This window comes from Pseudomonas sp. YuFO8 (assembly GCF_035065025.1).
Lineage (GTDB): Bacteria > Pseudomonadota > Gammaproteobacteria > Pseudomonadales > Pseudomonadaceae > Aquipseudomonas > Aquipseudomonas putida_AE.
The window spans coordinates 199,695-214,491 of the sequence record NZ_JAXDEQ010000003.1 but is presented as its reverse complement, the minus strand read 5'-3'; the positions used below and the strand labels follow the sequence as shown (position 1 = coordinate 214,491).

Below are 14,797 nucleotides of genomic sequence, written 5' to 3'. Positions count from 1 at the left end.
GCTGGCTGCGCCATCGGTTCGCCAGCAGGCTGGCTCCCACAAGGGCCTTGTGGACACAGAAGATCCATTGTGGGAGCCAGCCTGCTGGCGATGGGGCCCCAAAGCCAACCCATCAGTCGCGGTAAAACACCTGCACCAGGTGATACCCAAACTTGCTTTTGATCGGCCCATGTACCACCCGCAGCGGTTTTTTGAAGATCACCGCATCGATCGCACCGACCATCTGCCCCGGCCGCACTTCACCCAGGTCGCCGCCGCGTTTGCCGGACGGGCAGGTGGAGTACTTCTTGGCCAGCACATCGAAGGCTTCACCCTTGGCGATGCGTTGCTTGAGTTGTTCGGCTTCTTCCGAAGTTTTCACCAGGATATGGCGGGCTTGAGCTTTCATGGGGCAGGTACCTTGCAACGGTCGTGACAGCGGGGCGGGCGATTATGCCTTAACTCACTGCGCTTGACCGATCATCGTGCGAATCTTGTTTGCCAACAGATCGATGGAAAACGGTTTGGCCACCATGTCCATGCCTTCTTCGAGAAAGCCCTGGCGTTCGGCGGCCATTTGCGCGTAACCGGTCATGAACAGCACTTTCAGTTCCGGGCGATGCTGACGGGCAATCTCCGCCAGTTGCCGGCCATTCATCCCGGGCAGCCCGACATCGGTGACCAACAGATCGACTCGCAAGTCGGATTCGAGCAAGGGCAGGGCCGTCTTCGCATTTTCGGCTTCATAGGCGTGATAACCCAACTCCTTGAGCAGATCGAACACCAGCATTCGCACCGCCGGGTCGTCCTCCACCAACACCACCGTTTCGCCGGCAATCGCCGACGGTGCTTCGCTGATCACCGGCGACAGCACGTCCTGCGGCTCAACGTCGAGCAGTCGCGGCAAGTACAGGCGCACGCTGGTGCCCTGGCCGGGCATGCTGAACAGGGTTACGTGGCCACCGGACTGCTGGGCAAAACCGTAGATCATCGACAAGCCCAATCCGGTGCCTTGGCCGATGGGTTTGGTGGTGAAGAACGGGTCGAACGCCTTGGCCAATACCTTCGGGGTCATGCCGGTGCCGTTGTCGCTGACCGCGATCATCAGGTAATCCCCGGCCTTGACCGGTTCCAGGGTGGTGATGTCACTGCCGTCGAGATAGACATTGGCAGTTTCGATGCACAACCGGCCACCATCGGGCATGGCGTCCCGGGCGTTGATTACCAGGTTGAGCAGGGCGTTTTCCAGTTGACTGACGTCGGTACTGACCGGCCACACGTCTTCGGTCAGTTGCAGCTTGAGTTCGATATGGTCGCCCTTGGTTCGGCTGAGCAGGTCTTCCAGGGAGTGGATCAGGTCATTGGCGTTCAGCGTCTTGCGATCCAGCGACTGGCGCCTGGAGAACGCCAGCAGCCGATGGGTGAGGGCAGCGGCGCGGTTGGCCGAGGACACCGCGGCTTCGGTGAAACGGGCGATTTCGGCGGCGCGGCCGTCGGCGATGTAGCGTTGCATCAGGTCCAGGCTGCCGATGATCCCGGTGAGCATGTTGTTGAAGTCATGGGCGATGCCCCCGGTGAGCTGGCCCACCGCTTCCATCTTCTGCGCATGGCGCAGGGCTTCTTCGGCGCGCTCGCGTTCGAACATCTCGCTGAGCAGTTTTTCATTGGCCTCGGCCAGTTGGCGGGTGCGGGCGCTCACCCGTTCCTCTAGGGTTTCGTTGAGGTTGCGCAAGGCTTCTTCGGTCTGTTTGCGCTCGGTTTCGTCGATGACGAAGATGTAGAAACCATTTACCGCGCCATCCGCGCCGTGACGCGGCAGGTAATTCATCAGCGCCTGGCGGGTGCTGCCATCGCGGTGCGGGGTGCTGATACTGAAGCTGCAGGCCTTGCCGGCCAGGGCCTGGGCGATGTACCCGGCGCGCAGGGCATAGGCCTCGTCGCCCAGCACTTCGCGGACGGTGCGGCCGAAGAGTTCCTGGGGCGTGAGGCCATACCAGTCCAGGTAGGCGGCGTTGTTCAGGCGAAAGCGTTCCTCGCGGTCGACGTAGCTGATCAGGATCGGCATGGCGTTGATGATCAACTGCAGCTCGGTCTGGCTCTGGCGCAAGGCCTGCTCGGTGTTCTTGCGCTCGGTCAGGTCGAGGGCGGCGCCGAGGAAGCGGATCGGCCGGCCGTGGTGATCCTTGTAGCAACGGCCGCGGGCGAACACCCAGCGCAGCTGGCCATCGGCTAGCAGCAGACGGTATTCCTCGGCGTATTCGGTGCCGTGGGTAATGCAGTGCTTGATGCTGCGGGCGATCAGGGTGCGGTCTTCGGGGTGGACGCCGTGCAGGTATTCGCTGATCGGCAACTGGCCGGACAGCGCCGGTTCAATGCCGTGCAGTTGGGCGAAATGAGCGTCGGCGATGAAGCGGTCCTCGCTGATGTCCCAGTCCCAGGTGCCGACCGCGTCGGTGGCGGCGAGGGCCAGTTGCAGGCGCTCCTCGGTGTCTTGCTGGGCCTTGAGGCTCGCGGCGGAGCGCTGTTCCAGTTCGAGGGCGATGCGCCGGCGTTCGTTGGTTTCGATCGCAGTGACCAGGATGCCGGCGACCTGGGCGTTTTCGTCGCGGATGGGGCTGTAGGTCAGGTCAAGCCAGAAGTCGGAATCGATGCCGTCGCGCTGAAGGGTGAAGCGCTGTTCGCTGTAGGTTCGCACCTGGCCTTGCAGGACCGCGCTGTAGATCGGGTCGGTAAAGTCCTTCAATTCGGGCCAGATCAGGTGGGTTGGCTGTCCGAAAGCGTGCGGATGCTTGCTGCCGGCCAGCAGCGCGAAGCCATCGTTGTAGATCTGCGTCAGTTGCGGCCCCCAGAGCAGCAGCATCGGCATCGGCGAGTGAATCACGATGTCCACGGCGGTACGCAGGCTCTGCGGCCAGGTGCTGGCGGCGCCTAGGGGGCTGCTCGCCCAGTCGAGCCTGGCAATCAGGGCCTGGGCATCGCTGCCGGTGGGTGATGCGTTCATCTGGTTGTCCTGAACATGATTCGGTGTGGCGGCCTCTACTATTCCTGCAGGGCAGTAGACGCTGGATGGCCTGCTTCAGGTCATTCTTTTTATCATTGAATGCTCCACGGATATTTTTTGCCATGGAAATCGAACCCCTGCAGGTGTTTCAGTCCTGGAGTTCAGGGCGGTTGCGGAATTGCTCGAGGGCTTGGGGATTGGCCAGCGCATCGGTGTTTTTCACCTTTTGCCCGTGCACCACATTGCGCACCGCCAACTCGACGACTTTGCCGCTGATGGTCCGGGGAATGTCGGTGACCGCGACAATCTTCGCCGGCACATGCCGGGGTGTGGTGTTGGCGCGAATGACCTGGCGAATCTGCTGCTGCAACGCCTCATCGAGTTCCACGCCATCGCGCAGGCGCACGAACAGCACCACCCGTACGTCATCCTGCCATTGCTGACCGATGGCCACGCTGTCGAGCACCTGCGGGACCTTTTCCACCTGGCGATAGATTTCCGCGGTACCGATGCGCACGCCGCCGGGGTTGAGCACCGCGTCCGAACGGCCGTGGATCATCATCGCGCCATGAGGCAGCTGTTCGGCGTAGTCGCCCTGGGCCCAGACCCCGGGAAACTGGCTGAAGTAGGAAGCCTTGAGCTTTTCGCCGTCGGGGTCGTGCCACAGGCCGATGGGCATCGCCGGAAAGTGCCGGGTACACACCAGCTCGCCTTTTTCACCAATCACCGGTTGACCCTGGTCGTTCCATACCTCCACGGCCATGCCCAGGCTCTTGCCCTGGATCTCGCCACGGCGCACCGGCTGCCAGGGGTTGCCGTTGACGAAACAGGAGACGATGTCGGTGCCGCCCGACATCGACGCCAGGCACAGGTCGGCCTTGAAATCGCGATAGACGTAGTCGTAGCTCTGCGGCGATAGCGCCGAACCTGTGCAGAGCAGGGTCTTGAGGCTGCCCAGGTCATGGCTTTGCGCAGGCTTCACGCCGCTGCTTTGCAGAGTGGCGAGGTACTTGGGGCTGGTGCCGAATACCGTGATGCCCTCGTCGTCGATCAGATCGACCAAGCGATCGGCATCCGGCTGGAACGGCGAGCCGTCGTACAGCACCACGGCGCTGCCCACCGCCAGGGCCGAGACCAGCCAGTTCCACATCATCCAGCCGCAGGTGGTGTAGTAGAACAAGCGGTCACCGGGGCCGAGATCGCAATGCAGGCCGTGTTCCTTGACGTGCTGCAGCAGCACGCCGCCGGTGCTGTGGATGATGCATTTGGGCACACCGGTGGTGCCGCTGGAGTAGAGGATGTACAGCGGATGGGCGAAGGGCACCGGGACGAAATCCGGTTCGCCGCCAGGTTCATAGAAGTCGTCCCAGAGCGTGACGTTGGCCGGGGTACGGAAGTCTTCGATGTGAGTTCTGGGCTGTGCGTATGGCACGATGACCAACTGCTGCAAGGTCGGCAGGCGTTCGAGGATTTCGTTGACCTTGGCGGTCTGGTCGATCTCCTTGCCGGCGTAGCGATAACCGGCGCAGGTGACGAGCACTTTCGGTTCGATCTGGCCGAAGCGGTCGATCACCCCCTGGGTGCCGAAGTCTGGCGACGAGCAGGACCAGATGGCCCCGAGGCTGGTGGTGGCGAGCATGGCCACCAGGGTTTGCCAGGTGTTGGGCATGCACGCCGCCACCCGGTCGCCGAGGCCGACACCGGCCGCGATCAAGCCATTCTGGAAGCCGGCGACATGCTCGGCCAGTTCGGCCCAGGTCAGGTGTTCACGCTGACCGTTTTCAGCCACGGCCACCACGGCCACGGCATCGTCACGACGGCTCAGCAGGTGTTCGGCGAAGTTTAGGGTCGCGCCGGGAAACCACTGGGCGCTGGGCATCTGCGCGCCTTCGAGCAGCACCGCGTCGGGTTGCTCATGGAAGCGGATGTCGAAGAAGTCGACGATGGCCTGCCAGAAGTCCGTGCGCTGATCGATCGACCATTGGTGCAGGGCGGGGTAGTCGTCGATGTGCAGGTGGTGGCGTTGATTGATGAAGCGCCGAAAGGCCTCCATGCGGGTCTTGCCGATGCGCTCGGCGCTGGGTTGCCAGAGGATGTCGGACATGAGTTGCCTCTTTATTATTCACGCACAAGCCGAGGTAGACACATTTCATCTGTGGGAGCGGGCTTGCTCGCGAATGCGGTGAGTCAGACACCATAAATGTCGCTGATAGACCACATTCGCGAGCAAGCCCGCTCCCACAGGGTGGATGGTTACTGCGCCAACCACCCCCCATCGACATTCCATGCCGCGCCACGCACCTGGGTGCCGGCTTCGCTGCACAGGAACAACACCAGCTCACCCAATTGCGGTGGCGTCACGAATTCCAGCGACGGCTGCTTCTCGGCCAGCAAATCATGCTGCGCCTGCTGCGGGTCGATGCCGGTGGCGGCGCGGTCGTCGATCTGCTTCTGCACCAGCGGCGTCAGCACCCAGCCCGGGCAAATCGCGTTGCAGGTGATGTTGCTGGTGGCGGTTTCCAGGGCGACCACTTTGGTCAGCCCGATCACCCCGTGCTTGGCGGCGACATAGGCGGCTTTGCCGGTCGAACCCACCAGGCCATGCACCGAGGCAATGTTGATCACCCGGCCCCAGCCCTTGGCGCGCATGCCCGGCAGGCTCAGGCGGGTGCTATGGAACACCGACGACAGGTTGATGGCAATGATCGAGTCCCAGCGCTCCACCGGGAACTCGTCCACCGGCGCCACATACTGGATGCCGGCGTTGTTGACCAGAATGTCGACGCCGCCGAACTCACGCTCGGCGTAGGCGATCATGTCGGCGATCTGCGCCGCGTCGCTGACGTCGGCCGGATGATGGCCAACCTTGCCGCCGAACTGCTCTACCTCGGCGATCACTTTGGATGCATCGCCAAATCCGTTGAGAATCAGGTTGGCGCCCGCCTTGGCCAGGCTGAGGGCAATGCCCAGGCCGATGCCGCTGGTGGAACCGGTAACCAGTGCGGTCTTGCCCGAAAGAGTCGTCATCAATACCTCACACAATGCCAGTGGCGTAGAAAGTGCCGATCACTACGAAAACCGCGAGGGTCTTGATCAGCGTAATACAGAAAATGTCTTTGTAGGCCTCGCGGTGGGTCAGGCCGGTCACCGCCAGCAAGGTAATCACCGCGCCGTTGTGCGGCAGGGTGTCCATGCCGCCACTGGCCATGGCGGCCACCCGGTGCAGGACTTCCAGCGGGATGTTGGCGGCGTGGGCGGCTGCGATGAAGTCATTGGCCATGGCCGCCAGCGCAATGCTCATCCCACCCGACGCAGAACCGGTGATGCCGGCCAGCAGGGTCACGGTTATCGCTTCATTGACCAGCGGATTGGGAATGCTCTTGAGCCAGTCGGCCAAGACCAGGAAGCCCGGCAAGGAGGCGATCACTGCGCCAAATCCATACTCCGACGCGGTGTTCATCGCCGCCAGCAACGAACCGCCGACCGCACTTCTACTGCCCTCGGCGAGTTTGCCGCGAATCGCCTGGAAGCCGAACACCAACACCATGAGGATGCCGACGAGCAGCGCGGCTTGAACGGCCCAGATAGCCGTCAGCTTGGCGATTTCAGTGGTCACCGGCGCGGCCATGCCTGGCAGTGCGAGGCTGTGGGTCTTGCCGTACCACTGTGGGATCCATTGGGTAAACAGCAGGTTCATGATGCCCACGGCCAACAGCGGCGACAGGGCGATCCAGGGGTTGGGCAGCTTGATGTCGGCAGCGGTTTCCGGCTCGTTGCGCAGTTCGGTGCCATAACCCTCACCGGCCAGCTGAGCCTTTTTGCGTTGGCGCTGCAGAAACAGCATGCCGGCGCAGACCACGAAGATCGCGCCGATCAAGCCCAGCCATGGCGCAGCCCAGGCGGTGGTGTTGAAGAAGGTACTGGGGATGATGTTCTGGATCTGCGGGGTGCCGGGCAGGGCGTCCATGGTGAACGAAAAGGCGCCGAGGGCGATGGTCGCCGGGATCAGGCGCTTGGGGATGTTGCTCTGGCGGAACATTTCCGCGGCAAACGGATAGACCGCGAACACCACCACGAACAGCGAGACCCCACCGTAGGTCAGCAGGGCGCAGACCAGCACGATCACCAGCATCGCCTGGCGGGTGCCAAGCAGGCGAATGGCCGCCGCGACGATCGAGCGCGAAAAACCCGACAGCTCGATGAGCTTGCCGAACACTGCGCCGAGCAGGAACACCGGGAAATACAGCTTGATGAAACCGACCATTTTTTCCATGAACACCCCGGTGAAGGCAGGGGCGACGGCAGAAGGATCGGTGAGCAGGACGGCGCCGAGGGCGGCAATCGGGGCAAAAAGGATAACGCTGTAGCCACGGTAGGCAGCCAGCATCAGCAGCGTGAGGGCTGCCAAGGCAATGATCACACTCATGGTGTGTCTCCTGGATTGTTATTTTTTTAAGGTAGTACGTTGTGGGGAGGGGCTATAGCGAGATTTGTGCCAAGTGGTTAAGTTGTTGAAATATAAAGAAATATTAAAGAAGGCCAGGTTGCGATGGTTTGAGTTGTCTCGGTTTTGAGATTTTTGGTGGTCTTTCCGGCCTCTTCGCGAGCAAGCCCGCTCCCACAGGGATACCGTATGGCAGGAAGAATACGATCCCTGTGGGAGCGGGCTTGCTCGCAAAGAGGCCATATCTACCAATGGAGATTTATGTCTCTTTATAGAGACTCAGCAATCCCCAACGCCACCATCTTCTTGTACAACGTCGACCGCCCCAACCCCAATCGTGCCGCCGCTTCAATCACCTTGCCCCCACATTGCGCCAAGGCGTTTTCAATCAATTGCCGATCAAACCGTTCCCGCGCCGCACTGAACGTCTCATGCGCCACCGGCTCGATACTCAACGGCGCCACGCGCTCAACCGGCATAAACGTGCCGATCGCAGCCCGGATATCCATCTCCGTCAGCCGCAAATCATCACTGAGCAACGCCGCCCGCTCCAGCACGTTACGCAGCTCGCGAATATTCCCCGGCCAGGCGTGTTGACCCAGCAGCGCCAACGCTTCGCCGTTCAGTTCGTGCTGGCTGCGCAGCTCTTCAAGGATCGCTTCACTGAGGGCGGGCAGGTCGTCGAGACGGTCACGCAGCGGTGGCACCTGGATCGGCAGGACGTTGAGGCGGTAGTACAGGTCGGCGCGAAACTCGCCGCGTTTGATCGCCGCTTCCAGGTCGGTCGAGGTCGCGGCGATGACCCGCACATCGCTCTGGATCACCTCGTTGGAACCGACCGGCTCGAATTCCTTTTCCTGCAGCACCCGCAGCAATTTACTTTGCAGCGGCAACGGCATGTCGCCGATCTCGTCGAGAAACAGCGTCCCGCCCTGGGCGATCTGCAACTTGCCAGCGCGGCCTTTGCGGTCGGCGCCGGTAAAGGCGCCAGGGGCGGTGCCGAAAAATTCGGCTTCCAGCAGCGATTCGGGGATCGCGGCACTGTTGATGCTGACAAACGCCTTGTGCGCGCGCGGCGATGCATTGTGGATCGCCTGTGCCAGCAGTTCCTTGCCGGTGCCGGTTTCACCGAGCAGCAACACCGGCGAGTCGGTGCTGGCGCTGCGCCGGGCACGACGCTTGACTTCCAGGCTGGCGGCGCTGGTGCCGATGAAGTGGGCGAAGTTGTAGCGGGTCTGCCGCGCCCGCAGCAGCGAGCGCGTGGAAGCCAGCTCTTGCTGCATGCTCATGTAGCGCTTGAGCATCGGCGACAGGCTGCGCAACTCGTCGAACAAGGCAAAACCGATGGCGCCGATCACCTCGCCGGCATCGTCGTGAATCGGCAGGCGCATCACCACCAGCGGTTCCTTGGGGGTGTCCTGCATGTCGAGCAGGATCGGTCGGCCGGTGCGCACCACTTCGCGCAACAGGCTGCCGGGGATCACGCTTTCGCAGGCCTTGCCAATCGCGCTTTCGGCCGATTGCAGGCCGAATCGCTTGGCATAACGTTCGTTCATCCAGACGATGTTGGCGTCGCGGTCGACGATCACCGTGCCTTCACTGGACTGCTCGATGATCTCGAACAGCGAGCGGATCGCCAGTAGGCGTACGCGCTGGTAGTCCTTGAGGCTTTCGGTGGTGTTCATGGGGGCTGATCCTGATGATGTGTTGCCAGTGGCGGCCTCTTCGCGAGCAAGCTCGCTCCTACAGAAGGCCGCGACGCGGTCTGACGGGATTATGCCTGCCCCACATGTGCCGCCGCCAACAGCTCCTTGGTATAGGGATGCTGCGGCGAATCGAACACATCGTGGCTGGCGCCGCTTTCGACCACCTTGCCGTCCTTGATCACGATCATGTCGTGGGCAAGGGCGCGCACCACCGCCAGGTCATGGCTGATGAACAGGTAGGTCAGCCCGTGTTTTTCCTGAAGCTGGCGCAGCAGGGCCACTACCTGCTTCTGCACGGTACGGTCCAGCGCCGAGGTCGGTTCGTCCAACAGGATCAGCGCCGGCTTCAACACCAGCGCCCGGGCGATAGCGATGCGCTGGCGCTGGCCACCGGAGAACTCGTGGGGGTAGCGATGCCGGCTTTGCGGGTCGAGCCCGACTTCCTGCAGCGCCCGGATCACCTCGGCGTTGCATTGCTCAGTGGTCAACTGGCTATGCACTTCCAGGCCTTCGCTGATGATCTGCGCCACGGACATGCGTGGGCTGAGGCTGCCAAACGGGTCCTGGAACACCACCTGCATTTTCTTGCGCCACGGCCGCAACTGTTTCTGCGTCAGGCCATCGAGCGCCTGGCCCTGGAAGCGGATGCTGCCTTCGGAGTCCAGCAGGCGCAGGATCGCCTGGCCGAGCGTGGACTTGCCGGAACCCGACTCGCCGACGATGCCCAGGGTCTTGCCCCGTTGGATATTCAGGCTGATGCCGTCCACGGCCTTGAGGTAGGTCTTGCGTCGGAACAGTCCGCCACTGACCGGAAACTGCACCCGCAGGTCGTGCACCTCCAGGACTTTCTCGCGTTCGTCCCGGGGCAGCGCTACGCCTTCCGGCTCGGCATTGAGCAGCACGCAGCTGTAAGGGTGTTTCGGTGCGGTGAACATCGTCTCGCAGGTGGCCTGCTCGACAATTTCGCCGGCCTTCATCACGCAGACGCGCTGGGCAATGCTGCGCACCAGATTGAGGTCGTGGCTGATCAGCAGCAGCGACATGCCCAGTCGCTGTTGCAGCGACTTGAGTAGCAGCAGGATCTTGCGCTGCACCGTCACGTCCAGCGCCGTGGTCGGTTCATCGGCGATCAACAGTTCCGGCTCGCAGGCCAGGGCCATGGCGATCATCACCCGCTGGCGCTGGCCACCGGATAACTGGTGGGGGTAGGCCTTGAGCCGCTCCTTGGGCTTCTGGATACCCACCAGGTGCAGCAATTCGAGAATCCGCGCCTGTGCCGCCTTGCCGGCCAGGCCTTTGTGCACCAGCAGGGTCTCGCCGATCTGCTTCTCGATACTGTGCAGCGGGTTCAGGGAGGTCATCGGCTCCTGGAAGATCATCGCGATGCGATTACCCCGCAGTTTGCGCAATTTGCTCGCATCGGCGCCCACCAGTTCCTGGCCGCGATAACGGATGCTGCCGGTGGTCTCGGTGCCGCATTCGGGCAGCAGCTGCAGGATCGAGTGGGCGGTCACCGACTTGCCCGAACCCGACTCACCGACCAGCGCCAGGCATTCGCCGGGGCGGATGTCCAGGCACAGGTTGCGCACCACCGTCTGGCCACTGAAGGCCACGCTGAGGTCACGGATTTCGATCAGGTTGCTCATATCAACGGTCCGCTTCACGCACGAGGGTCAAAGGCGTCGCGCAAGGCTTCGCCGATGAACACCAATAGAGAAAGAATCAACGCCAGGGTGAAAAACGCCGTCAGGCCCAGCCAGGGCGCCTGCAGGTTCTGCTTGCCCTGGCCGATCAGTTCGCCCAGGGACGCACTGCCGGTCGGCATGCCGAAGCCGAGGAAGTCCAGGGCGGTGAGGGTCGAGATGGCCCCGGTCAGAATGAACGGCAGGTAACTCAGGGTCGCGTTCATGGCGTTGGGCAGGATGTGCCGCACGATCACTTTGCGATCGCTCAGGCCCAGCGCACGGGCCGCCTTGACGTATTCCAAGTTGCGCCCGCGCAGGAACTCGGCACGCACTACGTCCACCAGCGCCAGCCAGGAAAACAGCGCCATGATCCCCAGCAACCACCAGAAATTCGGCTCGACGAACCCCGAGAGGATGATCAGCAGGTACAGTACCGGCAACCCGGACCAGACCTCCAGCAGCCGCTGGCCGAGCAAGTCGACCCAGCCACCGTAATAGCCTTGCAACGCGCCGGCGGCGATGCCGATCAGCGCGCTGACGAACGTCAGCATCAAGGCAAACAGGATCGAAACCCGCGCGCCGAAGATCACCCGCGCCAACACGTCCCGCGCCTGGTCGTCGGTGCCCAGCCAATTCACGTTCGATGGCGGGCTCGGGGCCGGTTTGTTCAGGTCGTAATTCGGTGTGTCGTCGCTGAAGGGGATCGGCGGGAACAGCAGCCAGCCACCGTCCTTCTTGATCAGGTTCTGCACATAATCGCTGCGGTAATCGGCCTGGAAGGGCAGTTGTCCGCCAAATTCCTGCTCGGTGTAGCGCTTGAGCGCCGGGAAGTACAACGAACGCTGATAGCTGACGACCAGCGGTTTGTCGTTGGCGATCAGCTCGCCCCCCAGGGTCAGCAGGAACAGCCCGACGAACAGCCACAGCGACCACCAGCCGCGACGGTTTTTCTTGAAGCGCTCGAAGCGGCGTCGGCCCAGCGGCGAAAGCTTGAGCATCAGGCGTTCCTCGCGGCGAAATCGATGCGCGGATCGACCAGGGTGTAGCACAGGTCGCCGACCAGTTTTATCAGCAGGCCGAACAGGGTGAAGATGAATAGCGAACCGAACACCACCGGGTAGTCCCGGGACACGGCCGCTTCGTAGCTCATGCGGCCCAGGCCATCGAGGGAGAAGATCACTTCAATCAGCAGGGACCCGGCAAAAAACACGCTGATGAAGGCCTGGGGAATCCCCGACACTACCAGCAACATGGCGTTGCGGAACACGTGGCCGTACAGCACCCGGCGCTCGCTCAGGCCCTTGGCGCGGGCGGTGACTACGTACTGACGAGTGATTTCGTTGAGAAACGAATTCTTGGTCAGGATGGTCAGGGTCGCGAAACCGCCAATCACCAGGGCGGTCACCGGCAGTACCAGGTGCCAGAAGTAATCGGCGACCTTGCCCAGGGTCGACAGCGACTCGAAATTATCCGAGACCAGCCCGCGCACCGGGAACCAGTTCAGCGAGGTGCCGCCGGCGAACACCACGATCAGGAACATGGCAAACAGGAAGGCCGGCATGGCATAGCCTATGATGATCGCGGTGCTGCTCCAGACATCGAAGTGGCTACCGTGGTGCACGGCCTTGCGGATCCCCAGGGGAATGGACACCAGGTAGGTGATCAGCGTCGCCCAGAGCCCGAGGGAGATGGTGACCGGCATCTTTTCCAGGATCAGGTCGGTGACGGTGGCGCCGCGAAAGAAGCTCTTGCCGAAGTCCAGGCGCGCATAACTGGTGAGCATCAGCCACAGGCGTTCCGGTGCCGGCTTGTCGAAGCCGTATTGCTTTTCGATGTCCTTGATCAGCTGCGGGTCGAGGCCGCGGCTGGCCCGGGAATGGCCCATGGTCTCGCTGGAACCGCCACCGACACCGGCGCCGCCGATGCCCTGCAGGTGTGCGATGGCCTGTTCCACCGGGCCACCCGGGGCGGCCTGGACGATGACGAAGTTGACCAGAAGGATGATCACCAGGGTCGGGATGATCAGCAGCAGGCGTCGCAGGATATAAGCCCACATCAGTGCGGTCCTCCGGGGCTGCCGCGACGGATTCGCTCAGCGGTCATCTGCTGGTTGGTGAGTGGCGTGGTGCTCATTTCCCACCAGCTCTCGATGGCTTCGTCATTGCTCGCCTGCACGTTCGGTATGCCGAAGCGATTCCACCAAACGGTGGAACTGCCCGGCGGGTAATAGTTGGGAATCCAGTAATAGTTCCATTGCAGCACCCGGTCGAGCGCGTGGGCATAGTGCAGCATGTCGGCCTGGGTGTTGGCGCGGATCAGGCCATTGATCAAGGTGTCCACCGCCGGGTTCTTCAACACCATGTAGTTGTTGGCACCGGGGTCGGTCGCCGAGACCGAGGCGAAGTAGTTGATCAGTTCGCCACCGGGGGAGGTGGTGACCGGATAGCCGGTGACGATCATGTCGTAGTCGCGGCTCATCAGGCGATTGACGTACTGGGACGAATCGATGCGGCGGATGTTCAGGTCGATGCCGATCTGTTTCAGGGTGCGCTTGTAGGGCAGGAGCAAGCGGTCCATGCCGTTCTGGCTGACCAGGAAGGTGAAGCTCAGCGGCTCGCCTTCGGCATTCACCAGTTGATCGCCTTGGGGTTTCCACCCAGCCTGTTCCAGCAGCTCCAGGGCCTGCAGTTGCTTGTCACGAATCAAGCCGCTGCCATCGGTTTTCGGCGCCTCGAACACTTGGCTGAAGACTTCATCGGGGATCTGTCCGCGCAAGGGTTCCAGGATCGCCAGCTCACCGGCATCAGGCAATCGCCGGGCCGCCAGCTCGGTATTGGAAAAGTAGCTCTGCTGGCGGATGTACAGGTTGCGCATCATCTGCCGGTTGCTCCATTCGAAGTCCCAGAGCATCGCCAGGGCCTGGCGCACCCGGCGGTCCTGGAACATCGGTTTTTGCAGGTTGAACACGAAGCCCTGGGCCGATTGCGGCGCTTCGGTGGCCAGGTGGGCCTTCTGCAGGCGACCGTCGCTCAGGGCCGAGCTGTCGTAGCCAATGGAGTAGCCGGTGGCGGAAAACTCGCGGTTGTAGTCATAGGCGCCACCGCGCAAAACCTGGCGCGCGACATCGGTGTCGCCGAAGTACTCGATGCTGAAATGGTCGAAGTTGTACAGGCCACGGCTGACCGGCAGGTCCTTGCCCCACCAGTCGCGGTTGCGCTCGAAGGTGATGCTGCGCCCCGAATCGACCTTGCCGACCTTGTACGGCCCGCTGCCCAGGGGCGGCTCGTATCCGCCGCCATCGGCAAAGTCACGGGTTTTCCACCAGTGTTCGGGAAACACCGGCAAGGTCGCGATGTCCAGCGGCAGGGTACGGTTTTCGTTGTTCTTGAAGTCGAAGCGCACGGTCAATGGCGATTCGACTACCACGCCTTTTACGTCGGCGAACTGCGTGCGATATCGCAGGCTGCCCTGGGTCATCAGCAGGTCGAAGGTGTAGCGCACGTCCTCGGCGGTGATCGGCTTGCCATCGGCAAACTTCGCCTTGGGGTTAAGGAAGAAGCGCAGGGACAGGCCATCGTCGGAGCGCTCCATCTGCTGCGCCACCAGGCCGTACACCGTGTAAGGCTCGTCCAGCGAGCGCTGCGCCAGGGGCGAGTAGAGCAGGCCATCGATCTGGCTCACGCCGATGCCCTTGTCTATGTAAGGCAGGACATGGTCGAAATGCCCGATCTCGATCGCCGAACGGCGCATCGTCCCGCCCTTGGGCGCCTGCGGATTGGTGTAGGCAAAATGACTGAAGCCGGCAGGGTACTTGGCGGGCTCGCCGTAGACGGTCAACGCATGTTGCGGTGCGGCATTCACACCGGCGGCGCCCAGGAGCAGGGCCACGGCAGTGAACAATGAAGTCGGGAAAGCCAGTCGCATTTTCAGCCTTAGAGCCGGGTGGTCGTCAACCACGATTTGTACGCTAGCGGCGCGTCCC

10 protein-coding genes are annotated in these 14,797 nt (G+C 62.4%); all 10 read right to left on the bottom strand.

The window, feature by feature from the left end:
• Nucleotides 1-112: 112 nt before the first annotated feature.
• On the bottom strand, nt 113-388 hold the full coding sequence (locus tag SOP95_RS04480) for a peptidylprolyl isomerase (protein ID WP_007933743.1): 276 nt from the start codon (nt 386-388) through the stop codon (nt 113-115).
• A gap of 54 nt (nt 389-442) precedes the next feature.
• Nucleotides 443-2,980, bottom strand: coding sequence for a PAS domain-containing hybrid sensor histidine kinase/response regulator (locus tag SOP95_RS04475; RefSeq protein WP_323606350.1), 2,538 nt, complete (start codon nt 2,978-2,980; stop codon nt 443-445).
• Between the two features lie 148 nt (nt 2,981-3,128).
• Nucleotides 3,129-5,084 (bottom strand): acetoacetate--CoA ligase, encoded by a 1,956-nt coding sequence (locus SOP95_RS04470; RefSeq protein WP_323606348.1) that lies wholly within the window; start codon nt 5,082-5,084, stop codon nt 3,129-3,131.
• A gap of 149 nt (nt 5,085-5,233) precedes the next feature.
• Nucleotides 5,234-6,007 (bottom strand): 3-hydroxybutyrate dehydrogenase, encoded by a 774-nt coding sequence (locus SOP95_RS04465; RefSeq protein WP_323606347.1) that lies wholly within the window; start codon nt 6,005-6,007, stop codon nt 5,234-5,236.
• 7 nt (nt 6,008-6,014) lie between these two features.
• Entirely contained in the window at nt 6,015-7,406 is a 1,392-nt protein-coding gene (locus tag SOP95_RS04460; RefSeq protein WP_274075961.1) for a GntP family permease, read from the bottom strand.
• 287 nt (nt 7,407-7,693) lie between these two features.
• Nucleotides 7,694-9,109 carry a sigma-54 interaction domain-containing protein gene (locus tag SOP95_RS04455; protein ID WP_323606345.1) on the bottom strand — a complete coding sequence of 472 codons (1,416 nt, stop codon included), beginning with the start codon at nt 9,107-9,109 and terminating at the stop codon, nt 7,694-7,696.
• 89 nt (nt 9,110-9,198) lie between these two features.
• On the bottom strand, nt 9,199-10,776 hold the full coding sequence (locus tag SOP95_RS04450; RefSeq protein ID WP_323606344.1) for an ABC transporter ATP-binding protein: 1,578 nt from the start codon (nt 10,774-10,776) through the stop codon (nt 9,199-9,201).
• Between the two features lie 14 nt (nt 10,777-10,790).
• The gene (locus SOP95_RS04445; protein WP_323606343.1) at nt 10,791-11,813 is read right to left on the bottom strand and encodes an ABC transporter permease; all 1,023 of its coding nucleotides are present in this window, start codon (nt 11,811-11,813) and stop codon (nt 10,791-10,793) included.
• Entirely contained in the window at nt 11,813-12,871 is a 1,059-nt protein-coding gene (locus SOP95_RS04440; RefSeq protein ID WP_323606341.1) for a microcin C ABC transporter permease YejB, read from the bottom strand. Before SOP95_RS04440 ends, SOP95_RS04445 begins: the two co-directional genes overlap by 1 nt.
• On the bottom strand, nt 12,871-14,739 hold the full coding sequence (locus tag SOP95_RS04435; RefSeq protein WP_323606340.1) for an extracellular solute-binding protein: 1,869 nt from the start codon (nt 14,737-14,739) through the stop codon (nt 12,871-12,873). Before SOP95_RS04435 ends, SOP95_RS04440 begins: the two co-directional genes overlap by 1 nt.
• Between the last annotated feature and the right edge of the window lie 58 nt (nt 14,740-14,797).

Bases quoted from the DNA above. Each gene is read 5' to 3' on its own strand.
- SOP95_RS04440 (WP_323606341.1), bottom strand. From the start codon at position 12,871: ATGTGGGCTTATATCCTGCGACGCCTGCTGCTGATCATCCCGACCCTG.
- SOP95_RS04465 (WP_323606347.1), bottom strand. From the start codon at position 6,007: ATGACGACTCTTTCGGGCAAGACCGCACTGGTTACCGGTTCCACCAGC.
- SOP95_RS04470 (WP_323606348.1), bottom strand. From the start codon at position 5,084: ATGTCCGACATCCTCTGGCAACCCAGCGCCGAGCGCATCGGCAAGACC.
- SOP95_RS04450 (WP_323606344.1), bottom strand. From the start codon at position 10,776: ATGAGCAACCTGATCGAAATCCGTGACCTCAGCGTGGCCTTCAGTGGC.
- SOP95_RS04435 (WP_323606340.1), bottom strand. From the start codon at position 14,739: ATGCGACTGGCTTTCCCGACTTCATTGTTCACTGCCGTGGCCCTGCTC.
- SOP95_RS04480 (WP_007933743.1), bottom strand. From the start codon at position 388: ATGAAAGCTCAAGCCCGCCATATCCTGGTGAAAACTTCGGAAGAAGCC.
- SOP95_RS04445 (WP_323606343.1), bottom strand. From the start codon at position 11,813: ATGCTCAAGCTTTCGCCGCTGGGCCGACGCCGCTTCGAGCGCTTCAAG.
- SOP95_RS04460 (WP_274075961.1), bottom strand. From the start codon at position 7,406: ATGAGTGTGATCATTGCCTTGGCAGCCCTCACGCTGCTGATGCTGGCT.
- SOP95_RS04455 (WP_323606345.1), bottom strand. From the start codon at position 9,109: ATGAACACCACCGAAAGCCTCAAGGACTACCAGCGCGTACGCCTACTG.
- SOP95_RS04475 (WP_323606350.1), bottom strand. From the start codon at position 2,980: ATGAACGCATCACCCACCGGCAGCGATGCCCAGGCCCTGATTGCCAGG.